The sequence below is a fragment of the Hyphomonas polymorpha PS728 genome, assembly GCF_000685315.1.
GTDB classification, from domain to species: Bacteria; Pseudomonadota; Alphaproteobacteria; order Caulobacterales; family Hyphomonadaceae; genus Hyphomonas; species Hyphomonas polymorpha.
The window spans coordinates 77,075-100,885 of the sequence record NZ_ARYM01000009.1 but is presented as its reverse complement, the minus strand read 5'-3'; the positions used below and the strand labels follow the sequence as shown (position 1 = coordinate 100,885).

General features: G+C 63.5%; 22 protein-coding genes. 4 read left to right on the top strand and 18 right to left on the bottom strand.

Annotated features, from left to right (window positions below; translation table 11 throughout):
- Nucleotides 1-2: 2 nt before the first annotated feature.
- The 10 genes from ftsY to HPO_RS09150 form a co-directional block, all read right to left on the bottom strand.
- Nucleotides 3-1,247 carry a signal recognition particle-docking protein FtsY gene (ftsY, locus tag HPO_RS09195; RefSeq protein ID WP_035597436.1) on the bottom strand — a complete coding sequence of 415 codons (1,245 nt, stop codon included), beginning with the start codon at nt 1,245-1,247 and terminating at the stop codon, nt 3-5.
- Nucleotides 1,244-2,533 (bottom strand): tRNA (N(6)-L-threonylcarbamoyladenosine(37)-C(2))-methylthiotransferase MtaB, encoded by a 1,290-nt coding sequence (gene mtaB / locus HPO_RS09190; RefSeq protein WP_035597434.1) that lies wholly within the window; start codon nt 2,531-2,533, stop codon nt 1,244-1,246. The genes ftsY and mtaB overlap by 4 nt, the downstream gene beginning before the upstream one ends.
- A 57-nt stretch (nt 2,534-2,590) precedes the next feature.
- Nucleotides 2,591-3,049, bottom strand: coding sequence for a DUF3617 family protein (locus tag HPO_RS09185; protein ID WP_035597432.1), 459 nt, complete (start codon nt 3,047-3,049; stop codon nt 2,591-2,593).
- Between the two features lie 75 nt (nt 3,050-3,124).
- Nucleotides 3,125-3,934 carry a diaminopimelate epimerase gene (dapF, locus tag HPO_RS09180; RefSeq protein ID WP_035597429.1) on the bottom strand — a complete coding sequence of 270 codons (810 nt, stop codon included), beginning with the start codon at nt 3,932-3,934 and terminating at the stop codon, nt 3,125-3,127.
- Nucleotides 3,935-3,987: 53 nt separating this feature from the next.
- Nucleotides 3,988-4,404, bottom strand: coding sequence for a hypothetical protein (locus tag HPO_RS09175; protein ID WP_035597427.1), 417 nt, complete (start codon nt 4,402-4,404; stop codon nt 3,988-3,990).
- A 31-nt stretch (nt 4,405-4,435) separates the two neighbouring features.
- Entirely contained in the window at nt 4,436-5,488 is a 1,053-nt protein-coding gene (locus HPO_RS09170) for a MaoC family dehydratase (RefSeq protein WP_035597426.1), read from the bottom strand.
- A gap of 48 nt (nt 5,489-5,536) precedes the next feature.
- Complete coding sequence (locus tag HPO_RS09165; protein ID WP_157532751.1) at nt 5,537-5,857, bottom strand: hypothetical protein; 321 nt, start codon at nt 5,855-5,857, stop codon at nt 5,537-5,539.
- Nucleotides 5,858-5,890: 33 nt separating this feature from the next.
- Entirely contained in the window at nt 5,891-6,238 is a 348-nt protein-coding gene (locus tag HPO_RS09160) for an ArsC/Spx/MgsR family protein (protein WP_035597422.1), read from the bottom strand.
- Nucleotides 6,239-6,395: 157 nt separating this feature from the next.
- Nucleotides 6,396-7,097, bottom strand: a complete 702-nt coding sequence (locus HPO_RS09155) for a hypothetical protein (RefSeq protein ID WP_035597420.1) — start codon at nt 7,095-7,097, stop codon at nt 6,396-6,398.
- A 142-nt stretch (nt 7,098-7,239) separates the two neighbouring features.
- Nucleotides 7,240-8,118, bottom strand: coding sequence for an HpcH/HpaI aldolase/citrate lyase family protein (locus HPO_RS09150; RefSeq protein ID WP_035597417.1), 879 nt, complete (start codon nt 8,116-8,118; stop codon nt 7,240-7,242).
- A gap of 92 nt (nt 8,119-8,210) precedes the next feature.
- Between HPO_RS09150 and HPO_RS09145 the strand changes: the two genes are divergently transcribed.
- The gene (locus HPO_RS09145) at nt 8,211-9,338 is read left to right on the top strand and encodes a serine hydrolase domain-containing protein (protein WP_035597414.1); all 1,128 of its coding nucleotides are present in this window, start codon (nt 8,211-8,213) and stop codon (nt 9,336-9,338) included.
- Nucleotides 9,339-9,455: 117 nt separating this feature from the next.
- Here the strand turns inward: HPO_RS09145 and rarD are convergent, their stop codons facing one another.
- Nucleotides 9,456-10,367 (bottom strand): EamA family transporter RarD, encoded by a 912-nt coding sequence (rarD, locus tag HPO_RS09140; RefSeq protein ID WP_035597410.1) that lies wholly within the window; start codon nt 10,365-10,367, stop codon nt 9,456-9,458.
- Between the two features lie 128 nt (nt 10,368-10,495).
- A complete protein-coding gene (locus HPO_RS09135) occupies nt 10,496-12,991 on the bottom strand; it encodes a TonB-dependent receptor (protein WP_035597407.1) in 2,496 nt (831 codons plus the stop codon).
- Between the two features lie 191 nt (nt 12,992-13,182).
- Here HPO_RS09135 and HPO_RS09130 point away from each other — a divergent pair, with 191 nt between their 5' ends.
- Together HPO_RS09130 and HPO_RS09125 are read left to right on the top strand one after the other, a co-directional pair.
- Nucleotides 13,183-14,769 carry a tetratricopeptide repeat-containing sulfotransferase family protein gene (locus HPO_RS09130; protein WP_162174033.1) on the top strand — a complete coding sequence of 529 codons (1,587 nt, stop codon included), beginning with the start codon at nt 13,183-13,185 and terminating at the stop codon, nt 14,767-14,769.
- 59 nt (nt 14,770-14,828) lie between these two features.
- Nucleotides 14,829-15,845, top strand: a complete 1,017-nt coding sequence (locus HPO_RS09125) for an aldo/keto reductase (RefSeq protein ID WP_035597405.1) — start codon at nt 14,829-14,831, stop codon at nt 15,843-15,845.
- Between the two features lie 134 nt (nt 15,846-15,979).
- Here HPO_RS09125 and HPO_RS09120 read toward each other — a convergent pair whose 3' ends face one another.
- Both HPO_RS09120 and HPO_RS09115 read right to left on the bottom strand, forming a co-directional pair.
- Nucleotides 15,980-18,487: an FtsK/SpoIIIE family DNA translocase gene (locus tag HPO_RS09120; protein WP_035597402.1), complete on the bottom strand. Its 2,508-nt coding sequence runs from the start codon at nt 18,485-18,487 to the stop codon at nt 15,980-15,982.
- Between the two features lie 205 nt (nt 18,488-18,692).
- The gene (locus HPO_RS09115) at nt 18,693-20,051 is read right to left on the bottom strand and encodes an ammonium transporter family protein (protein WP_035597398.1); all 1,359 of its coding nucleotides are present in this window, start codon (nt 20,049-20,051) and stop codon (nt 18,693-18,695) included.
- A 219-nt stretch (nt 20,052-20,270) separates the two neighbouring features.
- Here HPO_RS09115 and HPO_RS09110 point away from each other — a divergent pair, with 219 nt between their 5' ends.
- Nucleotides 20,271-21,506, top strand: a complete 1,236-nt coding sequence (locus tag HPO_RS09110) for an FAD-dependent monooxygenase (RefSeq protein WP_035597395.1) — start codon at nt 20,271-20,273, stop codon at nt 21,504-21,506.
- 11 nt (nt 21,507-21,517) lie between these two features.
- Here the strand turns inward: HPO_RS09110 and HPO_RS09105 are convergent, their stop codons facing one another.
- Genes HPO_RS09105 through HPO_RS09090 form a run of 4 tightly spaced genes read right to left on the bottom strand, consistent with a single transcriptional unit; the run spans nt 21,518 to nt 23,651 of the window.
- On the bottom strand, nt 21,518-21,823 hold the full coding sequence (locus HPO_RS09105) for a gamma-butyrobetaine hydroxylase-like domain-containing protein (protein WP_035597392.1): 306 nt from the start codon (nt 21,821-21,823) through the stop codon (nt 21,518-21,520).
- Entirely contained in the window at nt 21,820-22,068 is a 249-nt protein-coding gene (locus HPO_RS09100; RefSeq protein WP_051612476.1) for a Trm112 family protein, read from the bottom strand. The genes HPO_RS09105 and HPO_RS09100 overlap by 4 nt, the downstream gene beginning before the upstream one ends.
- Before the next feature lie 8 nt (nt 22,069-22,076).
- Nucleotides 22,077-22,721, bottom strand: coding sequence for an LON peptidase substrate-binding domain-containing protein (locus HPO_RS09095; protein ID WP_035597389.1), 645 nt, complete (start codon nt 22,719-22,721; stop codon nt 22,077-22,079).
- Nucleotides 22,722-22,763: 42 nt separating this feature from the next.
- Nucleotides 22,764-23,651: a thioredoxin family protein gene (locus HPO_RS09090; protein WP_035597609.1), complete on the bottom strand. Its 888-nt coding sequence runs from the start codon at nt 23,649-23,651 to the stop codon at nt 22,764-22,766.
- Nucleotides 23,652-23,811: the final 160 nt, after the last annotated feature.

The window sequence follows — 23,811 nt, the reverse complement described above, 5'->3', positions numbered from 1 at the left end:
ACCTAGGGCGCCTTGATGCCCACCAGCGCCTTTGCAAAGGCCTCCGCGCTGAACGGGCGGAGGTCTTCTGCTTTTTCGCCGATGCCGATGAAATGGATCGGCAGATCATACGCTTCGGCGATGGCGACCAGCACGCCGCCCTTTGCGGTGCCGTCGAGCTTGGTCATCACGAGACCGGTGACGCCGGCCGTATGCCGGAACGCCTCGACCTGGGAGAGCGCGTTCTGGCCGACCGTGGCATCAAGTACCAGGATCACGTCATGCGGGGCATCGGGATCAATTTTCCTCACGACACGGACGACCTTGGCAAGCTCCGACATCAGCTCCGCCTTGTTCTGGAGGCGGCCTGCCGTATCCACCAGCACAAGATCGAGATCCTGCGCTTTGGCCCGCTCCACGGCTTCATAAACGAGGCCGGCGGCATCCGCGCCGGTATCTTTGGCAAGCACCGGAATATCGGCGCGCGCGCCCCAAACTTTTAGTTGTTCCACGGCGGCCGCGCGGAAGGTGTCGCCTGCCACCAGCAGCGCCTTGGCGCCCTGATCCTTCAGCTTTGACGCAATCTTGCCGATGGTGGTCGTCTTGCCTGAGCCATTGACGCCGACGAAGAGCACGATGCGCGGGCGGGGGCCATCTGAAAAGTCGACCACTTTTTCGCGCGGTTTCAGAATCTCTTCGATCTCTTCAGCCAGGGCGAGCCGGATCTCGTCGCCGGAGATTTCCTTGTCGAACCTGCCCTTGGCGAGCCCTTTGGTGACGCGGGCGGCGACCCTGGTGCCCATATCGGAAGTGATGAGAAGGTCCTGCAGCTCCTCCAGCGTATCCTCATCCAGCTTGCGGCGGCCGAGGGCGGCAATGCCCTCGCTGAGCTTGGCTGTGGAGCGGGCCAGGCCTTCGCCCAGACGCCCGAAGAGGCCCGGATCATTGGCTTCCGCCTCCGCAGCAAGGCGCGCAGCCTCGGCAGCTTCCGCGCGCAGGCGTTCATGCTCGCGGCGCTCTTCGAGAAGTTTGAGTTCCGCCGCCGCCTTGGCGCGGACGGCTTCATCCTCCGCCTCCTGAGCTTCCCGGCGCTGGCGTTCTTCCCAGGCGCGGTTGGCCTCGGCGACCTTGCGCTCGATCTCTTCCTTCTCGCGCGCGGCCGCTTCCTGCGCGGCGATTTCCTCCGCCGTCAGCTCCGGCGCCTTCATCGCTTCGCCGGCAGCCTTGGCCTCTTCGAGTTTCTTTTTCTTGCCGAACCAGAGGATCATGAGAGGGGTGTTCCAAATAGCTGTTTATCGTCATGGCCGGTTATCTGTACACGGAGAACGCGCCCTGCCGTGTCGCTCCCTGCCCCATCCGGCCAGATGAGTTTTACCTGGGTGAAGTCTGAAAGGCGGGCCATGCTGCCGCGCTCGACAAGGGCTTCGCGCACCTGGTCTGCATGGCGGGCGAAGTGGCGCCGCAGCGCTGCCTCTCCGGCCTCACGCAGGCGGGCGGCGCGCTCCTTGACCAGCGGCTTGGCGAGTTGGGGCATCCTTGCCGCCGGCGTTCCGGGGCGCGGGCTGTAGGGGAAGGCATGCAGGAACGAGAGGCCGCATTCTTCGACAAGACGGAGGGAGTTTTCAAAATGCGCTTCGGTTTCCGTCGGGAATCCGGCGATGATGTCCGCTCCCAGAGCAATATCTGGCCGTAAGGTCCGCAGACGTTCTGTAAGCTGAATGGCGTCTTCGCGGCTATGGCGGCGCTTCATCCGCTTCAGGATGAGATTGTCGCCATGCTGGAGCGAAAGGTGAAAATAGGGCGCAAGGCGCGGATCTGTCATCGCCTCAAGCAGGGCTTCGTCCATCTCGATGGCGTCGATGGAGGATATGCGCAGCTGGCGGAGGTCTGGCACGAGCTTCAGGAGGCGCTGAACCAGATTGCCGAGCTGCGGCGTGCCCGGAAGGTCTGCGCCCCAGCTGGTGAGGTCCACGCCGGTCAGCACCACTTCATGATGCCCGCTGGCGACGAGGGCGCGCACCTGGGCCACCACCTCCCCTGCCGGAACCGAGCGGGAGTTTCCGCGGCCATAGGGGATGATGCAGAAGGTGCAGCGATGGTCGCAGCCATTCTGGACCTGCACATAGGCGCGCGCGCGGCCTTCCATGCCGTCGATCAGATGGGCGGCGGTTTCGCGCACGCTCATGATGTCGTTCACCCGGACCTTCTCTTCCCCGCCGAGCAGGTCTGCCGGTTTCCAGGTTTCGGCTTTCATCTTGTCATGATTGCCGATGACGCGGGTGACTTCCGGCATGGCGGCGAAGGCGCCGGGGTCTGTCTGGGCGGCGCAGCCGGTGACCAGGATCGGCGCGCCGGGGTTCTCGCGGGCGGCCCGGCGGATGGCCTGGCGGGCGCCGCGCACGGCTTCGGAGGTGACCGCGCAGGTGTTGACGATCACCGCATCACCGAGACCCGCCTCCTGCGCATGGCGGCGCATCACCTCGGACTCGTAGGTGTTGAGGCGGCATCCGAGCGTGATGACGGTCGGGCCGGAAGGTGGGGCGGTGTCAGCCATGAGCCCGTCAGATCGCGCCGATGGGGCCAAATTGCAAGCAGATAGGCCTGCTGGACCTCAGCCGGGGGCCTGGCAGGTGCCGGTGCGGTGGCCGATCATCAGGATATGGCTCTGGAAATCGATTTCATCGCCGCTGGGGCTTGCGAGGTAAATCTGGGCGGCGAAGCTGTCCCGTCCATGGGAGACTGAGAACAGCGCGGCGCCGTCGACATTGATGCCGTCAAAATTGCACGAAAGACCGATATCGAGCCCGAACTGCTTTGCGTTTACCCCGGTGGAGACGCAGCCTTCGAACATTTCGACCATGCTTTCATCGATCAGGACTTCCTCGTCCAGCGACCAGCATTCCTCGATGGCGGTATGCTCGGCCGGGATATCAATCACTTCACCCCCGGCGCTGACTTCGTAATACATATCCTGGGTGACGGACCATTGTCCCTTGTTCACCGAGATGGATTGGGCCTGAGCGGCCGCTGCCGCGAGAAGGAGGGTCGCAAGGGTCAAGGCGGGCCGCATGGGGGTAGTTCCTCTGATAAGTGTCGTCCAGATTGAGCGCGATAACGATCCCGCGCAATACCCTGAGCCGGGGGTTCAGATTTCGGCTTCAAATTCCAGCTCGACCGGACCGGTCATGTAGACATGGTCATCGGTTTCGCGCCAGTCGATGAAGAGATCCCCGCCATCAAGGATCATCCTTGCCTTGCGGCCCGTCAGCCCGGCGCGGGCGGCGCAAACCAAAGCGGCGCAGGCGCCGGTGCCGCAGGCTTTCGTCAGGCCGGCGGCCCGCTCCCAGACGCGCAGGCGGATGGTTTCCCGGTCAATCACCTGTGCAAAGCCGACATTCGTGCCTTCGGGAAACAGAGGATGCCATTCGACCAGCGGGCCGATGGCCGGGATATCATACGCGTCCACATCCTTCACGAAGAAGACAGCGTGAGGATTGCCCATCGAGACAACGGCCGGGCGCGACAGGATCGGCGCGTCGATTGGACCGATCTTCAGGTCCACGCCGCGCACATCCATCTTCTCGGACAGCGGAATGTCTTCCCAGCCCATCTGGGGGGAGCCCATATCGACCGTGATCAGGCCGCCTTCGGCACGGGAGGCGCGCAGCATGTCGGCCTCGGTCTGGATGGTCACGCGGTCTTTCCCCGTCTCGTCCAGCATCAAAAGGCCTACACAGCGGGTGGCGTTGCCGCAGGCGGAGACTTCCGAACCGTCGGAGTTCCAGATGCGCATGAAGACGTCCTTGGTGGCATCGCGCTCCATCGCGATCACCTGATCGGCCTTCAGATCCGCCGCGATTTTGCGGATCTGCTCCACAGTTGGCGTAAATGCCGTCGAGCGGGCATCGAAAATGGCAAAGGCATTGCCCGCACCGTTCATCTTCCAGAGCTTCATGGACCGCTTCCTAGATTTCCCCACATGCGCGAAACCGCGCTCCCCCCTGCCCCTTATTTCGGAACGCGGGCCGACACAATCCAGCCAGCCGCCTGTACCCCCAATGCCCCGAGCAAAAGCAGTGGAACGAGCCAGTAGTTTATGGCGATGCCGATGAACGCCGCCAGAATGCAGGCATAATCCACAAGGTCGCTCGACATCAGCCAGCCGGCAGGGGTCCGGGCGCGGCGAATGTCCAGCAGGGTGACACTGCGCCAGACCCGGCCCATATCCGGCGGCCCAAACACGGCAAAGAGCTGCTTGGGGTCGAGAATCCCCGTCATTTCGGAGAGATCCTGCAGGCGCGCCTCCCCTTGCGCAATCATGCGCTTGCGGCTGGAGGTGCCGAGCAGGCTGACAATGGCCGAGAGGATCACGCCGAGCGCAATCGCAAATTCGGTGAAGCCCGCATATGGAGGATAGCCGCCCATCGCATGGATATAGGGTGGCAGAACCTATCCGCTAGCGGGCGCGGGGAATGGCGGCCCAATAGTCGAAATCGAGGAGGACGCGCGGGTCGTGCTTGCCGGCTTCGTCCTTGTAGATAAAGGCGCCGGGGTCTGCATCCTTCACGGCCACCAGGCGCAGGCGCAGGGCGCCGCAGGTGTCTGACAGCTCTGTTTTGGCCAGCACTTCGCTCCAGGCATAGATCGTATCGCCGGCAAAGAGCGGGTTCACATGCGTTCCCGCGTTGATGGCGAGGATCTGACCGGCATTCTCAAGGCCGTTGAAGGCGAGCGAGCGGGCAATCGAGATGACCACGCCGCCATAGATGAGCCGTTTGCCAAAACGGCTGGCCTTCTGGCCATGGGCATCGAAATGCACCTTGGCGGTGTTCTGATAAAGGCGGGTGGCGATCTGGTGTTCGGCTTCTTCAACCGTCATGCCGTCAACATGGTTGATCTTCTCGCCGACTTCATAATCCTCAAAGACATGGCGGCTGCCCGATTGGGCAAAGGGCCAGGATTTCATTTCCGGGAAGCCGGTGAGGTCTGCCGGAGCGACCGCCGATGGCAGGCTGGGGACGATTTCTTCAGGCGCAGGCGAGGCCGCATCGCGCTTGTTGATCATCACCCAGCGGACATAGGTGATGACTTCCTCGGCCCGCTGGTTGACGCCCTTGGTGCGCACCCAGACCACGCCCGTCTTGCCGTTGGAATTTTCCTTCACCCCGATCACCTCGGAACTGGCGCGGAGGGTATCGCCAGGTTCAACCGGGCGCAGGATGCGGCCATCAGCATAGCCGAGATTGGCGACGGCATTGAGGGAAATATCCGGCACGGTCTTGCCGAAGACGATGTGGAAGGCGTGCAGCGGGTCTACGCAAAGGCCCGGCAGGCCAGCCGCCTTGGCAAATTCGGCGGAGGAATACTGGGCATAGCGATTGCCCGTCAGCGCGCGGTAGAGGGCGATGTCGCCTTCGGTGACGGTTTGCGGGGTGGCGTGGATCAGCGTTTCGCCGGGTTTGAAATCTTCAAAGAAGTTGCCCGGATTGGATTTCGTGCTGGTCGCCATGGCTTGCCCTCATCTTCTGATGGGCGAGGCTTTAGCCGCTTCCGGCGGTTAACTCCAGAAGCGTTCCGGCACAGCCAGCACCGTCTCGGCAAAGAGTTGCAGCTGCGGGCTGGCGGCGGCAAGGGCCGAGCCGAGGAGCGGCATGCACGCGAGGCAGATGGCCGTGGTGGCCAGCATTCCGGCCATCACTTGTTGATCGCGCCGCTCGGGGAACTCCTCAAAAGCCCGGTTCCCCATGACAAGCCAGGGCAGCCCGAAGGCAGCGAAGGCCGAAAAGGCAAGGAGGAGACCGGCAGTTGAGAGGGCGATAAACAACATGGGGCCGTTATCGCCCATCAGGGCTGAGAAACCGCGAAGCCAATCGATCAAATTTTAACGAATCCGGGCCGAACGGCAGCCAAATCACACAATCTCGAGCAGTTTCTCATTCGGGCGGCCGAGGACAGCCTTCTTGCCATTGATGCCGATGGGCCGCTGGATGAGCTTCGGGTTTTCCGCCATGGCGGCATAGACCTCTTCATCGGAGGCGGTTTCAGGCAGACCGGCGGCGGCCGCGTCCTTCTCGCGCAGGAAGGCGCGGGGGGATTTGACGCCCATCTTTTTGGCGACGTCCTTCAACTCCTCCGCCGACAGCCGCTCTGCCGCATTCATATACTTGCGCACCTTCGGCTCGATGCCGTTCGCCTGAAGCAGTTCGAGCCCCTTCTTCGAGGAGCCGCAGCCGGGATTGTGGATGAGGATGTAGGTCATGGGGGCCTCCTGAGCTTGTCTGGGGTTTGACTTAGGGGGCTTTGGCGGCGTGTCGAGGGGGGGGCGCACTTGCGGTTGACGGCGGCGAAACGCCCTTATCCTCCCCTGCTCTGTGCGGGGGAGGCGGTTTCCAGCCTGGCGGGCAGTTTCCGGCGGGTCAGGAGGTGTTGGGGGTGAGGGTGCGCAGGGCGGCTTCTGTCAGCTCCCGGAGGAGCGCCTGCGCGTCCGGCCCGAGGGCGCGGCGCGTGCCGGGGATTTTCCCCGAGATGATCGGCGCAGGGCGCTGAGCGGGGGCTGCGTTGCGGCGCAGCCAGCGGCGGGCTTCGCGCCGGGGATCGTCATAAGCCTGGCGCAGCGCGGCAAGCCGCCGGAAAAAACGCGCGCCCGGATCGCGGGCAGCAGGCGCGGGCAGCGGCGGCGGCGGAGCGCTCAGCACGTCATCGGTCAGCGTACGGATACGGGGGAAAAGATGTTCAGGCAGATATTCCGCCTTCGGAGGGGCACCTTCTGTCTTTGCCGCGCGCGGCGGGGGTTCGTTCATCCGGAAAACGGGCGCGCGGCCGCCGGGGGCTTCCTTGCGGAGCGGCGGCGCAGCCGGGCGCGTCGATTTTGCCTGCGGGGCGCGGGGGACCGGCAACTCCATCTCACTGGCGATCAGCAGGATGGCGCGGCGCAGGGCAGTCTCAGCCGGAAGCAGCGCGCGGCGGGTGAGATAGGCGATGACCTGGCGCGAAGGAGAGGCCGGCTGCCGGGCAAGCGCGGTATCCATGAAATCGATCAGATTAAGGATGAACCACCGCGCCCGGCCGAGCAGGTAGCTCAAGGCATCTTCTGCCGGGATCTGATCTTCGGTGTCCATGGCGCAGAAAATACCATGGGCGCACAGGGGGTGGATAAGATGGCCCTGTTTTTCTGATAACCCTCTGGTGAAGCGGCGTTTTTACTGCGGAAAAACGGGGGACAAGGCGGCCTTACGGACGCCCCTCCCCCACCCGGCGCTCTCAGGCGAGGGCGCGGATCGCCTCGTCCATCTCCACCACGCGGCGGGCCTCTTCCAGGTGGAGCAGCTCGGTCATCTTGCCGTTCACTTTCAGGACGCCCTTGCCGGCATTGGCGGGGTCGGCAAAGGCTTCGATGACGGCTTTGGCCTGTTCGACATCATGCGGGCTGGGGGCGAAGATGCGGTTGGCTTCGTCCACCTGGCTGGGATGGATCAGGGTCTTGCCATCGAAGCCAAGGTCGCGGCCTTGCTCGCACTCGTCGCGGAAACCGGATTCGTTCTTGATGTCGTTATAGACGCCATCAATCGCGGTGAGGCCATAGGCGCGGGCCGCCGCGATGGAGAGTTGCAGCGCCGTCTGGAAGGCGAGCCGGTCAGCGGTCATCCGGGCACGGTATTCCTTGGCCAGATCATTCGTGCCCATGACAAAGGTGGAGAGGTGGGTGCCGATGGCGGCGGCGGCGATGTCCTTGATGTTGAGGATGGCGAGCGGGGTTTCGATCATCACCCAGAGGGCCATTGCCTCGGGCGCGCCGGCATCCTTCAGGAGCTGGCTGAGACGCTCAATGTCGCGGTGGCCGGTGACCTTCGGGGCGAGGACGGCATGGGCGCCGGATGTGGCGATGGCCTTGAGATCCTCATGGCCCCAGGGCGTGTCGAGGCCGTTCATGCGGATGACGATCTCGCGCTTGCCATAGCCGCCCTGGGTGACGGCCGCGAGGATGGCGGCGCGGGCCTCTTCCTTGGCTTCCGGGGCAACGGCGTCTTCCAGGTCCAGGATCAGCGTATCGGCCGGAATCTCGCGGGCCTTTTCCAGCGCGCGGGTGTTGGCGCCGGGCATATAGAGGCAGGAACGGCGCGGGCGGTGGGGGGTGGACATGGGGCGTTGCCTCCTTGACGGTATGGGGTCTCTTGCGGTCGAAGGGGTGGCCTGTTTCCGGGCCGAAATCAATGTGACAGGGAGCCCGACGCATGACTGATACGCCCATTTCCGGCCATGTTGCCCCCGGCTTTGAGCCGGTGCGCGAGGCATTCGAGGCGAATTTTGCCGGCGGCGAGGAGCATGGGGCGAGCTTTGCCCTGCGCATGGGCGGGGAGACGCTGGTGGACCTGCGCGGGGGCTGGGCTGACCGGGGCAAGGAACGCATCTGGGACGAGACAACGATTGTGCCGATCTATTCGGCCTCCAAGGGCATCTCCGCGCTGGTGCTGGCGATGGCGGTGGAAGACCTGCCCGCAGGCTATGAGACGCCCGTTGCCGATGTGTGGCCGGAATTTGCGGCTGAAGGTAAAGGCGAGGTCACGATTGGCCAGATGGTGAGCCATCAGGCAGGCCTGCCGGGCTTTGAGAAGGAAATCGACCCCGCGCTGTGGCTGGACCCGCCCGCCTGCGCCGCCGCGATTGCCGCCCTGCCCCCGATGTGGCCGCCGGGCAGCGCGCATGGCTATCACCCGCTGACCTGGGGCTACATGCTGGGCGAGGTGGTCAAACGCATCACCGGGCGCAGCGTGGGCACGATCCTGAAGGAAGACATCTGCGGGCCGGCGGGCATCGATTTCCAGATCGGCCTTCCGCAAGCCGACGAGCCGCGCGTGGGCGACATGCTGCGGCCCAAGGCGCTGGCGCCGCTGGGCAACCTGACGCCGGAGCGCAAAGCGGCCTTTGTCTACAAATGGGCTTCGCCGGACCGGGCGGGCCGGGCGTGGCGGGAGATCGAAATCCCCTCCGCCAACGGGCATGGGGCGGCCCTGGCAGTCGCGAGCCTTTACGAAGCCTATGCGCGGGGCGGACAGATCGCCGGGGGCAAGACGCTGATGCGGCGGGAAACGCTGGAGGCGCTGACGCGGCCGCGCGTGGACGGGCCCGACCTGGTGTTGCCGATGCATACCATGTTTGGCGCCGGCATCATGATCAATTGCCATGGCAAATTCGGGCCCAACCCGGAAACGCTGGGCCATTCGGGCTGGGGCGGGTCGATGGCGATTGCCGATCCGGCGCGGGAGCTGTCTGCGGCCTATGTGATGAACCGTCAATCGGCCTCGCTGGTGGGCGATCCGCGCGCGGTAGCGCTGGTGGAAGCGGCTTACGGCTGCCTCTGAGCGAAGACTGGCACGGCAGTTGCAACGCCAGGTTTGGAACTGGAAGGCTCCATTTCCGTCATGCACTTGACCTTGCAGCGGTCTCCCGACGGAGGCCGCTGTTTTCTTGTGCGGGTATCAGGCCGGCCGGGCGGTGCGCGCGAGGCGCCGGGCCTTGGCATCCCCCATCAGGCTGTCGGCGGTAAACACGACCAGAGCCGTCCAGATGAAACCGAAGGCGACGGCGTGGGTCATCCCGAAGCCCTCCTTGAAGACCAGCACGGCGATCAGGAACTGAATCGTGGGCCCGATATACTGCATCATGCCGATGGTGGAGAAACGCAGCCGCTTGGCAGCAAGAGCATAGAGGATCAGCGGAATGGCCGTGATCGGCCCGGCCGCCATCAGCAGCGGAATATCCCACCCCCCTTCCCCGAGCCAGCGGCCACCCGGCTGGGTGGTGGCAAACCAGGTGAGCCAGGCCAGGGCGACGGGCGCGAGCAGCGCGACTTCCACCAGGAAGCCGGCGCGGCTGTCGATGGCGACCTTCTTCCGGATCACCGAATAGCAGGCAAAGGTGATGCAGAGGATCAGCGCGACCCAGGGCACACGGCCGAAGGCGAAGGTCATCACGCCCACGCCGATGGCGGCGATGGCAACGGCAACCCATTGGGCCGGACGCAGCTTCTCCGAGAAGATCAGCATACCGAACAGCACATTGACCAGCGGGTTGATGTAATAGCCCAGAGACGCTTCCATCGTGCGCCCGGCATTGACGGCCCAGATATAGATGGCCCAGTTCGCCCCGATCAGCAGGCCGGACACGGTGAGCCATTTGAGATTGCTGCCGGTGAAGGCGGCGCGAACATCCCGCCAGTTGGCGGCCACCGCAATGAACAGGATGGCGGTGGGCACCGACCAGAGCACCCGGTGCGCGAGCAGTTCCAGCGCGCCGGTATGCTGCATGGCGCGGATATAGAGCGGCAGGCTCCCCCAGATCAGGTAGGAGAGAAGCGCAGCGGGAAAACCAAGACGGAGGGCGGGGCTCATGGCGGCGTGCTATAGGCCTGGCCGCTGCCTTTCGCCACCCGGATTTTGCTCAGCCGCCCCGGAGCAAAGCTCAACAAGAAAGGCCGCGCCCTTGAAGCGCGGCCCTTCCGATCAAGAGTGCCCTGCCCTTACTGGCCGAACTTGTAACTGGCCCGGATGCCAATGGCCCGCGGGGCGCCGACATAGGTGTAGAAGGAGCGGATATAGACCGGGTCTCCGTTGGCATCCGCCACGATCTGGTTGGACAGTGGTGAGGAGACCACGCCGGTCTCGTAATACTCGTCGAACAGATTGTTGACGAACAGGGTCGCCTGCCACTTGCCCGCGTCATAAACCGCCGACGCATTGGCCACCCCGTAGCTGTCCAATGTCAGCCCGCCGCCCCGGCCGCCGGTCCGGCTGAGCACGTCGCCCTGCCAGGAATAGCTGCCATTGAAGGTGAGCGTCCGGCCAGAGGCAAGCTGGTGAACATATGAGCCGAAGACCGAGAACTGGTCTTCCGGAGACCCTGGCAGCCGGTCTCCGTCCTGGCCATCGAGTAGGATCGTGCTGAAGCCTGGCGGAGAGATCGTGCCCACAAGCCCAGGCGCAACCGCGGTCAATGACGCTTCGGTGTGGCTGTAGCTTCCGCGTACGGAGAACGCATCTGTGACCAGCCAGTTGCCGGAAACTTCAAAGCCTTTGGTTTCAGCGCCCTCGGCGTTGACGGTGATTGGAATTGACGCGTTGATGGTGGCCGAGGTCAGCTGCGGATCTTTCCACTCGATATAATAGACCGCGCCGTTGAGGATGAGCCGCCCATTGGCCAGTGTGGACTTGAAACCCAGCTCATAATTGATCGTCTTGTCCGGCAGGTACTGGCTCTCATCCCGTGTGGAAATATCCCCCGCGCCGGGCCCGTATTGCTGGCCGGGAAGCAGCGCGCAGGCGCCCTGCTGAGTATTGGTGGGATCATAGTCCGGACAGACCGCAATGCCGTTCTGGTTCCCGATCCGGTAGCCTTCGGAAATTGTGAAATAGCCGAGAATATCGTCCGTCACCTGATAGGACGTGTTGATCTTGAACAGAGTGCCTTCATCCGACTGGCTGGTGCGCTCCGTGCCGTTCGGGCTGCCAGCGGCAAAGTCTGACCGCAGACTGGATTCCAGCGCGCTGACCCCGACCCGGGCAAAACCCGGATCAAACAGCGGGAAGTCGACATCGCTGAACGATTCAAGATCATACTGATAGTACCGCCCACCGACCGTTACGGTCCACTTGTCCGTGATATCGTAGCCGATCTCTCCGAAGAAGGCGGACTCTTCCAGCTTTGAAAAACCCTGGGAGAAATACTCAAGATCGTCCGGCCGGTTGAAACCAGCGAAGTCTGCGTAGCCAGGCGTATACTCTGCCGAATAGCTGGCCCCTTCATACTGGTTGTAGAAGGCCCCGACGATCCAGTTCAGCGGACCGTCCGTGGTCGACACAAGGCGGAGTTCCTGATTGATCCGGCTTTCCTTGCCCTTTTCATGGGTAAAGGAGGTGAAGGTGGGGAACGCCTCGTAGCTGTACTCCAGCGTTATCAGAAGGTCTGTCTGGTCGCGCTGGCCATTGTCGTTAAACCGGGAATAGCCGGTGGCCGAGGTCAGCTCTGCAAAACCGAGATCTGCAACCATTTCCAGCGCCAGGAGCTGGTTGGTGATTTCGTTGGGCTCCTCGACCCGCTTGGCGAGCTCATAGTCTCCAGCCGGAACCGTGGAGCGGGCGCTGGAACCGCGGCGGCCTCCAATGTCCGACTTTTGAAGATAATAGGTGAGCGTGGTGTCGAGCCATGGCAACGGTTCCCAACGGGCCGCAATGCGGGCGGAGATGGTTTCCTCGCTGTCGGCATCGGTGATGCGGCGCAGATTGGCCGCAACGTCGGCAGGGTCCGTGAAGTCCGGATCCGGATTGGAAACGCCAATTTCACGAACAACATAGGGATAGTCGATGAAGCCGGAATCATTCTCGTAATCCACCGAGGCGCGGATGGCGAAGTTCGGCGCGAGCGCCTTGTTGATGGTGAGGCCGGCATCATAGGAAAGATCATCAGCTTCCGAATACTGATAAATCTCCGTACGCACATCGAGCGTATCGCCTGCGAAGTCCGGTTTCTTCGGAATATAGCGGATCGCTCCGCCCAACGTGCCGGCTCCATAGAGCGTGCCCTGAGGGCCAAGCAGGACCTCCACCCGCTCCAGATCGTTGAGCTTCAGATCCAGATAGACGGGAATTTCGCCGATATAGGTGGCAACGGTGCCGCCGCCGTTGTTATTACCATCGCCCGAGCCAAGACCATCCGCGTTAAGGCCGCGTACGATCAGGGGGTTTCCCTGGCGCCCGCCCCGGTCCACCACATTGATACCGGGCACATAGGCGAGCATGTCTGCGAGTTCGTCAAACCCCTGCTCCGTGATCTGTTGATCGCCAATGGCGGAAATGTTGATCGGGATGTCCTGCACACTTTCTGCCCGGCGGGTGGCGGTCACCGTTACCGCTTCGACACGGAGTTCGCCATCTGCGGTCTCCTGAGCCTGAGCTGACAGGGTTAAGGCACTGGTCATCACCGCCGCACTTGCGGACAGGAGCAGGTATTTCCGGATCATATGTGTACCTCTGCTATGTCGTTAAAAGTCCCCTCGACATGCTCAGAAGCTGTGCAGAACCAACCTGCAGCAAGAGAAGCAACAATGGCCGGTTGGATTTTCCGCATGCGTGCAGCAAAGTGCGCCTGATCTGCTCAATTCTGAAGCAGCCGGAGAATAGCGCCCTGCAAAAGACCCTTTCAGAGACAGGTTTGGCCGGCGAGAGGCTGGCTGAGGCCACTCGCCTTTTGCGAGCGGGCGCCTATGAGCAAGCCCATGGCTTGTGCCTGGCCGTGCTGAAAGAAGCGCCCCGGACGGCGCAGGCCTATTATCTGCTGGGCCAGCTGGCGCTTGACCACGGCAACATCGGCAAGGCGGAGGAGCTCTTCGCAGTGACCGTTCAACTTGATCCGCGCCATGCCGGCGCCCTTGCCCAACAGGCGCGCTGCCTTTTGGCGCTCAGCCGCCGCAGCGACGCGGTGGCTACCGTCCGCGCAGCTGCCGCATCGGCGCCGGAAGACGCCTTTACATGTGATACAATTGGGGTGGTGATGAGCCGGGCTGGCCTTCATGAAGACGCCCTGCCCTATTATGCCCGGGCGACCGAAGCAGAGCCGGGGAACGCCAACTATCAGTATAACTTTGCCGCGGCTCTGCAGTTTGCCGGAGATATGGACCGGGCGCGGGACGCCTATCTGCGCTGCGCCGCCGCCGACCCCGATGACACCCGCGGCTTGCCATCCTTGGTGCAGATCACCCGTCAGACGCCGGAGGAAAATTACATTCCTGCGCTGGAGGCGATGTTTATCCGGCATCAGGAGGATGCCGACGCGGCCCTGCGTATCGGCCATGCCCTGGCGAAGACCCATGAGGACTTGAAGCAACCCGGAGACGCCCTCGCCTGGCTCGCCCGCGCCAAGGCCGGGAAGCGCCGCCTGATCCGGCATACCCCTGATGTGGACAGCGCTCTCTTCGCCGCCGCCGGCGCGCTGGCAGAGACCTTGCCGGTGGCCCCTGCCCCATCGGGCGAAGGCCCGGTATTCATTTGCGGGATGCCCCGGACGGGAACAACGCTGGTGGACCGTATCCTGACAAGCCACAGCGCCGTTACCCCGGCTGGCGAGCTGTCAGACTTTGCGCTTTGCCTGAAGCGGCTTGCAAAAACGCCCTCCAATCTGGTGCTGGACCCGGAGACCCTGGGGGCCGCGCGCGGCATGGATCTCTCCGCCCTCGGAACAGCCTATCTGCATAGCGTGCGCACGTCTCTTGGCCTCGCCGAGCTGTTTACCGACAAGATGCCACTCAACATCCTTTTGGCACCGGTCATCCTGGCGGCGCTGCCGGGCGCGCGGATCATATGCCTGCGGCGGCATCCGGCAGATACGGTGCTGTCGAACTACCGGCAGATGTTTGCCACCAGCTTTTCCTATTACAACTATGCCTACACTCTGGAAGACACGGCCCGTTACTATGCCGGGTTTGACCGGCTGGTACGGCGTTATGAAGAGGTGTTGCCCGCAGATCGTTTCACGGTTGTGCATTACGAGAAGATAGTGACCGATCAGGAAGCGGAGACGCGGCGGGTTCTGGCGTTCTGTGGCCTGCCCTTCGAAGAGGGATGCCTGGCCTTCCACCAGAATGCTGCGCCCGTGGCGACGGCTTCCTCGGCGCAGGTGCGTGAGCCCCTTTACACCTCCGCGCTTGGCCGCTGGCGCCGGTATGAGGCGGGCCTCCAGCCCGCGCTGGACATATTGGAAGCTGAAGGCTGCCTTACGCCGGGAGAGCGCAGGCGGGGGTGACTGGCGCTTGGCGCGGGCGGCGTTAGGGTGTCCGGCGACAAGCCTTATGGAGAAACGCCATGCAACACCGCCGTCTTGGCAAAAGCGCCATCTATGTTTCCGACATCTGCATGGGCACGATGACTTTCGGCACCCAGACCGACGAGAAGGAAGCCTTCCGTATTCTGGACGCGAGCCTTGATGCGGGGATCAACTTCTTCGACACGGCCGAGAACTATCCGGTGCCGCCGGATCTCAAATATGGCGGGCTGACCGAGGAAATCTTCGGGCGCTGGATGAAAACCAAGGACCGGGACGCGATCATCCTCGCCACAAAAGTGTGTGGGCCTTCGCATGGCTGGATCAAGGGATCGCAGCGGGCCGGCATGACGGCGCTGGACCGGCACAATATCCGCCGCGCGGTGGAGGCGAGCCTGACCCGCCTGCAGACCGACTATATCGACCTTTACCAGACCCACTGGCCCGACCATGGCACCGGTTTCGACGAGACGATGGAAACGCTCGATGAGCTGGTGCGCGAAGGTTATGTCCGCATCGTGGGCTGCTCCAACGAAGACGCCTGGGGGCTGATGAAGTCGATTGAGACATCCAGCCGTCTCGGAACAGTCCGCTATCAGACGATCCAGAACAATTTCTCGCTGAACAATCGCCGCTTCGAGGATGCGCTTTCAAAGATTTGTGAGCGCGAAGGGGTAAGCCTTATTCCCTATTCCCCGCTGGGGGGCGGCGTGCTGTCTGGCAAGTATCAGGACGGCGCCTTCCCCGAGGGCGCGCGCTTCTCCGCCTATGCCAACAGGGGCGGGCGCCACACGGCCATGACGCAGCGTTTCGTCAATGAGAAGAGCCTGGCAGCTACAGCCCGCTATATGGAAATTGCCAAACAGGCCGGCATGAGCCCGGTGACGCTGGCGACGGCCTGGTCGAAGCAGCACAGCTTTGTGGCTTCCACGATTGTCGGCGCGTCGCGCTTTGATCAGCTGTCAGATATTCTGGCAGCGGCGGACCTTGTGTTGCCCGACGACGTCATGAAAGCGTGCGACAAGGTTTCCCGGGAAATCCTCTATCCGATGGGATGAGGCCTTCCCGCTGGCCGGGCCTCTCCCTGAGAGAGACGAGTTGATCGACAAGCCTTAAAACCAAAATGGCCCCCGCCTCCTTCTATGGAAGGCCGGGGGCCGCCCTTGGGGGCCCACCATGGCTGGGAATACTGTCAGGCGGCGCTGGCCTTGCCACCGCCCCCGCCACCGGCGAGGACTTCGCGCTTGCCGGCATGGTTGGGGGCCGAGATGACGCCTTCCTCTTCCAGTCGGTCGATCAGACCGGCGGCTTTGTTATAGCCAACCTTCAGACGGCGCTGGAGATAGGATGTGGAAGCCCGCTGATCGCGCACCACGATCTGGACAGCCTGAGAGAAGAGGCCTTCATCATCATCGCCGCCACCGCCGGTGCCAAGGATTGCATCCATGACGGCCGAGCCGGTGGAGCCGTCATCAGGCGATTCCAGAATGTCCATCACATAGTCAGGCTCGCCCTGCTCGCGCAGCCAGTCTGCCACGGCGCCCACATCCTCGTCCGCCACAAAGGGGCCGTGCAGACGCTGGGATTTCTTGCCGGGGGCCTGGTACAGGAGGTCGCCCATGCCGAGGAGCTGTTCGGCGCCCTGCTCGTTGAGGATCGTGCGGCTGTCGACCTTGTTGGTGACCATATAGGAAATACGGGTCGGGAAGTTTGCCTTGATCGTGCCGGTGATGACGTCCACGGACGGACGCTGCGTGGCGGTGATCAGGTGGATGCCGGCAGCACGCGCCATCTGGGCGAGACGCTGGACGCAGCTTTCCACTTCCTTGCCGGCAACCAGCATCAGGTCCGCCATCTCGTCGATCACGACGACGATGTTGGGGATATGGTCCACGGGCAGAACTTCAGTTTCATAGACCGGCTTGCCGCGATCATCGAAAGCGGTCTGCACCTTACGGGTCATTTCTTCACCGGCGGTGCGATACTTCGCGGCCTTCTCGTTATAGCCGGCCAGGTTGCGGACGCCGGCCTTCGACATCAGCTCGTAGCGGCTTTCCATTTCGCGCACGGTCCATTTCAGCGCGTTGACGGCTTTGTCCGCCTCGGTGACGACCGGCGCGAGGAGGTGCGGGATCCCTTCGTATACGGAGAGTTCAAGCTTCTTCGGATCGATCATGATGAAGCGGCACTGTTCCGGCGTATGACGGTAGAGCAGCGACAGGATCATGGCGTTGACGCCGACCGACTTGCCCGAGCCGGTGGTACCGGCGATCAGCAGGTGAGGCATCTTGGCAAGGTCGACCACGGTGGGCACGCCGCCAATGTCTTCGCCGAGCGCCATGGGCAGGCTGGCGCGGTTGGCGGTGTAGGCTTCGGACTCCAGCAGCGAGCGCAGCCAGACGGTGTCGCGCTCTTCATTGGGCAGCTCGATACCGATGGCGTTCTTGCCGGGCACAACGGCCACGCGGGCAGAGACAGCGCTCATCGAGCGGGCAATGTCGTCTGCCAGCGAGATGACGCGGGAGGATTTCACGCCGGGGGCCGGTTCCATTTCGAACAGGGTGATCACCGGGCCGGGGCGCACTTCCTTGATGCGGCCGCGGATGCCGAATTCCTTGAGAACTTCGGACAGGCGCGCGGCCTTGGCGATGAGGGCGTCCTCATCAATGGTCTCGCGGCGGGCTTCCGGCTCCTGCAGCAGATCGATCGACGGCAGGCGGGTGGCGGCGGCGCGGCGGCGCTCAGGCTGGGAGACTTTCGGCACAGAGGCCGAGCGCGGCGCCTGGGCCGGCTTTGAGAAGGTGAAGCGCGGCGGACGGGAGGCATCTTCATCCTCGTCATTGGCGGCTTCATAGCCGTCGTCTTCGTCTTCATCTTCCCAACGGTCGTCGTCCTCGTTGCGGGCGTAGTCTTCATCCTCGTCATCAAGGTCGCGCAGATAGCGCGAGGTGGGGACGTAATCCTCGTCCGACTTGATGATGAGGGTGCGCTCTTCGCGTGTGGCGGCAGGCGCGGCCGTTTCGTGCGGCAGGCCGGGTTCGCGGGTGACGAGCTTCTGGCCGATGCGCAGCAGCATGCCCCCTGCCCCCCGCGCCTGGATGGCAGCATGCCGGCCACTGCGGGTGGCGGTTTCCTGAAGCAGCTGGGCATCCCGGCGGCCGAAGCCGAGCGCGGAAAGTGCGGTCCAGAGGGCAAGCCCGCCCATCAGGAAGCCCGCCCAGACTTGCGGCGAGGGCAGCATCAGCACGCGGAAGGGCAGTACAGTGAGATTAAACAGACCATCGCCCATCATGCCACCGAGCCCGGCGCTGAGCGGCCAGGATTCCGGGACAGGCCAGGACGCAAAGCAGGCTGCCGACAGCGGAACGGAGATGGCTCCCATTATCCAGCGGCGCACACGCGGCTTCCCGACCAGCACGGCGCGCATCGCGCCGCCGATCATCAGGGCAAGACCGGCGATCCAGCCTGACCAGCCCAGCGTCTGGCGCGCCAGGTCTGCGAAGACAGCGCCGGCAGAGCCGAAGAGGTTTTGTACAGCGGCGCCCGTAGCGGCGTTCCAGCTGGGATCAGTAGGCGTGTAGGAACCCACAGCGCCGCACACGAAGACCCCTGCCCCAAAGGCGGCAGCGCCTGTCAGAATCCTCCAGACGGGGTCACTTACCGTGCGGAGTTCTGAATCGCGGCTGGCGTAATCTGTCATCGGGGAGGACGCTCCGTATTGGACTCTGGTGCGGGCCTTCACCATGCCTCCGTTAGGCTTAACGCCCTGCAAACGGATCGCCTGAAATTTCAAAGAATCTGCAATTCAAGCAGGGGTTTCTCCGGGGGGTGGAATGTGAAAGACCCCGGCGGATCACTCCGCCGGGGCCCAAGGTCTGTGGAATTCTATCCTGATTAGCGACCGATTACCGGTTCGAGAATTCCGGGTAGGCTTCGAGGCCGATTTCTGCCCGGTCGAGACCCATTTCCTCGTCTTCCTCGCTCGGACGTACACCGAGCGTGAATTTGAGGGCCAGCCAGATGACGGACGAGGCAACAACCACGAACACACCGGTAAGCGCCACGCCGACGAGCTGGCCGAGATAGCTGGCATCGCCGTTGGAGAGCGGAACGATCATCGTGCCCCAGATGCCGCAGACAAGGTGAGCCGGGATGGCGCCGACCACGTCATCGATCTTGAACTTGTCGAGCAGCGGGACAGAGACCACGACCAGGACACCCCCGACGGCGCCGATCAGAACCGAGAGGCCCATCGACGGCGCGAGCGGCTCAGCGGTGATCGAGACGAGGCCACCGATGGCGCCGTTGAAGATCATCGTGGCATCGAGCTTGCCCTTATAAAGGATAGCCGTCGTCACCATCGCCGCCAGCACGCCACCGACGGCAGCCATGTTGGTGTTGGCGAAGATCTGGGCGACCGAATTGATGTCGGCGGCGGTGCCGGCAGCAAGCTGCGAGGCGCCGTTGAAGCCGAACCAGCCGAACCACAGGATGAACGTACCCAGGGCGGCGAGCGGAATGTTGGAGCCCGGCATCGGGTTCACATGTCCGCCGGAGTATTTGCCTTTACGGGCGCCGATGATGATCGCGCCGGTGAGAGCTGCCCAGCCGCCGGTGGAGTGAACCAGTGTCGAGCCGGCAAAGTCGGAGAAGCCCCACTCGCTGTCGAGATAGCCGCCGCCCCACTCCCAGCTGGCCACGATCGGGTAGATGAACGCGGTCAGAACGGCGGTGAAGATCAGGAACGGCCAGATCTTGATACGTTCGGCCACGGTGCCCGAGACGATCGAGGCTGCGGTGGCAACAAACACCATCTGGAAGAACCAGTCAGATGCCGGGGCGTAGCCGCCATCGGATTCAACGGAGAGATCGCCGCCGCTCCAGGGGCCAGGAGTTTTGCCCAGAAGGCCCATCAGGGTGGTTTCGGCAGGATAAGCCATGTTGTAGCCGACGACCCAGAACATAAGACCGGCAACGGCAAACAGGGTAACGTTCTTGGTGGCCTGCATGGCGGCGTTCTTGGACCGCACGAGACCCGCTTCCAGCATGCAGAAACCGGCCGCCATGAACATGACGATCAGGCCCCCGATGAGGAACAGGTAGCTGTTGTCCACATAAGCGCTGGCGCTGCCGCTCACCGCTTCTTCAAGCGCGGCCAGACGTGCCGCCACATCGTCTTCCTGCGCATATGCAATGCCTGCCGTGAGCAGTGCCAGCGGCGCGAGTGTCGCCCCGCGGATCCATCGTCCAATCAGTTGGCCCATTGGCCCCTCCTTACTTGCCATCTTCATCACGCAGAGCCCGGTGACCCCCAGCGCTCTCCCACCGCGATATGATTGTGCCTGCCCGGAAAAGTCGCACATGACGCAAAGGCGGGCTTCGATTCTGCCCTGGCGTGGTCAGAACTTGTGCAGAGATGCGGCCAATCGCCCAAACGGGCGCCATCGCTGGACCAGACGGCCTCTCAGGGCTACCTCAGTCACATGGTTGAAACCGTGTTTTCCGCTCCCTTGGACGCAGACCTTGCGGTGATCGGCGCCGGCCCTGTCGGCACCGCGCTCGCCGTGCTGGCCGCCAAGGCCGGCCTGCGCACCGTACTGGTGGACGTGCGCTCCGAAAGTGCAGCCCCTGCAGCAGATACGCGGAGTTTCGCGATCGTGCTCGGCAGCTGGCGATTGCTCGGCGCGGCGGGGGTTCACGGCGATCTCAAGGGCCTGACCGAACCCCTCAACGGGCTTGAGGCTGTCGACGGCGGCACTCACTGGTTTGGTGCGCCGTGGGCGGCGTTTTCCAATGACGATCTGCCCGAAGGCGACCGCGAAGCGCTGGGCGAATTGGTGCCAGCCGGGGCGCTGCAGGCCGCGCTCGACCGGAAAGCGGGCGAGACCGAAGGTCTTGTCTGGAAGCGGGGCGCCCGTTTTTCAGGCTATGAAGCGGGCCCTTCGGGCGCGCGGGTGCATCTGGAAAGCGGAGAGAGCTTCCGCTGCGCGGTGATTGCCGCCTGCGACGGCATTCATTCGGCCGTGCGCCAGGCAGCGGGGATCGGCACGGAGGGGCGCAGCTATGGCAAGTCTGTCTTTGCGGCGGACGTCAAACTCTCCCGCCCGCATGGCGGCATTGCCCGCCAGCTTTTCACGCCGGAAGGCCCGTTTGCCACCCTGCCCCTGCCTGATAACCGGGCAAACCTCGCCTGGTATATGAAAAGCGGCGCGGCCGAGACGCTGGCGAAGATGCCGAAGGAAGCGATCGAGGCCGAACTCAATGCGCGCTTTGCCGAGTTTGCCGGGCCGATGACGCTGGACGGGCCACCGCTGGCCTATCCGCTAGTGATGCAGATTGCGCGCGACATGACCGGCCCGCGCGCCGCGCTCTTGGGGGACGCCGCCCGGCGGATCAACCCGCTGGCAGGACAAGGCCTCAATCTTGGCTTCAAGGATGCCGCCGCGCTCTATGACGTAATCCTCGAGGCGCGCGAAGTGGGCCTTGATCCGGGCAGCGAAACCGTGCTGGCGCGCTACCGCGAATGGCGGCGCTTTGATTCCGCGGCGACGGCCCTGTTCATGGACGCTGTGGACCGGACCTTCTCAAACGACAATCTGCTGCTGAAGCCGCTGCGCACCCTCGCGCTGACGGCGGCCAACAAGGTGGCGCCCATCCGGCAAGCCCTTGCCCGGCAGGCGAGCTCCGATCAGGAAAGCCTGCCCAGCTTGATGCGCTAATCGCGCAATTTTTAATCTCCGACCGTCAGGGACCGGAGAATATTCCAGGTGTAGAGCCCGCTGGAGTGGCCATCGGAAAAGAAGAGGCGCACGGCATAGCGCCCCACCGGCTCTGCCTTCAGGACACGGATATCTTCCGGCACGACGGGCGGCGGCGGTTTCGGGCCCCGGCCATGGCCTTGCACTTCCGCCGACGGACTTTCCAGCCGCAGGGTGCGATAATCCACCCGGCCAGCGCGGCCATCCTCGAACTCGGCAACCAGTTCCTGGGCGCCGGCGCGAAAGGTGAGTTTGACCGGCCAAGGCTGGGCGCTCATGGCTCGGCTGCCTCTTCGGCCTCATCCAGATCGCGGGCCTCTTCCGGCAGCATAATCGGGATGCCGCCGCGAATGGGATAAGCGAGGCGCGCATTCTTCGAGACCAGCTCATTCCGGGCGCGGTCATAGGCGAGCGGCTGGCGCGTCAGCGGGCAGATCAGGGTTTCGAGCAGGCGGGGGTCGACGCCATTATGCTCGAAGGGGACGATCTCATCTTTTGGCGCGCCGCCGGGCAACTCGCTCATGTCTACTCCTATTGGACAGGGCCTGCCCCGCCGGGGGCACTGCCGAACTCGAGAAGCGCCGTCAAGGCGCTGGCACGTTCGGCGAGGGTCGGCGCTTCAAGCAGGGCCTGCTTTTCCATCGGTCCGAACGGGCAGCCGGACGACAGCGCATGGACCAGCGTTTCGAGCGAGGCCTCCTCCAGGGCAGACCAGTCCGTCTCTAGGCCATTGGCGGTCGCATAATGCCGGAAGGCAGCGATCAGCGCTTCTCGCTCCCTCCCCTCCCCTTCCGGCGGGGGGACAAGATCGCCAGCGAAGCGTTCCCAATCCGGCTGCACCTGCCGGTAAGGCGTGGTGACATCAAGTTCGCGCACGACGCCGAAGCGGCACACGCCGGTCAGCGAGATCAGATACCGGCCATCGGGAGTTTCGGTATAGCTGGTGATGCGGCCCGCGCAGCCAACCTCCGCAATCAGCGGCTGATGGCGCGGGCCGCCAATGGTCTGCACCATGCCGATAAGGCGCGAACCGCTCATCGCGTCATCAATCATGTTGAGATAGCGCGGCTCGAAAATGTTGAGCGGCAGCTGCCAGCGGGGGAAGACCAACGCGCCGGGGAGCGGAAACACGGCGAGCGTCGCAGGCAGATCAGCTGTCTTGCGATACGGCGCCATGATCTTTTTCCTTTCGCCCGGCGCGGGCAGGCCATCAGAAGGTCAGGCAAACATCAGGGATGAGAGGCGGCGGCGGCCTTCGATGGTGACCGGCTCGGTCGGACCAGCCGCTTCGAAAATCTTCAGCAGCTTGTCTTTTGCCTTGCCGCCTTCCCAATCGAGCTTGGCGGAGAGGATGATCAGAAGATGATCAGCCGCATCCTGGTACTTGCCGAGCGCAGCATACTGCTCGGCGAGTTCGAAGCGCTTCTCATGATCGCCGGGCGCAGCCATGACGGCCGAGAGCGCCGCATCCAGCTCGCTGGGCGGGGGCGCGTCGGCCATCATCTCGATCGCCATGCGGACGCCCTTGATGGCGCTGTCATTCTTCTTTGTTTCCGGCACCATGGCGAGCGTCGCCTCAGCCGCCTCCTTGTCGCCATTGGCAAGGTGACACCGGGCAAGACCGGCAATCGCGGCAATGTTCTCCGGCTCCTGCTGAAGGACAGCGGCATAGATTTCAGCGGCGAGCGCAATATCGCCCTGCTGAATGGCCGCTTCTGCCTGGCTGAGCGCTTCGGCAATCATCTGCGCGTCATCGGTGCCCGAGAGCAGCTTTTCGACGAAGGCGCGGACCTGGCTTTCCGGCAGCGCGCCGAGGAAGCCATCGACCGGGCGGCCCTTGTCAAAGGCATAGACGGCGGGAATGGAGCGCACCCCGAGCTGACCGGCATAGGCCTGGTGCTCCTCGGTGTTGATCTTCACCAGCTTCACCGCGCCCTTCTTGCTTTCGACCACCTTCTCGATGATCGGACCGAGCGTACGGCAGGGACCGCACCAAGGGGCCCAGAAATCGACGATCACCGGCTGGGTCATGGAGGCTTCCACGACATCGGCCATGAAGCCCTGGTCGGTGCCTTCCTTTACGTGCTGGAGTTCAGCGTTGCTCATTGCAAGAATCCCTTTGTTTCGGGCGCAAAGATGGGACTGCGGAAAGACGAGCGCAAGCGGGCACGCCATGCGCGCCGCAGCCGGTTGATGAAAATCTGCCATGCGCCCTGTTTAGGCCCGGTTCAGCCCCCTAAGTGTAGGCGTGATCCCGTATGGTCAT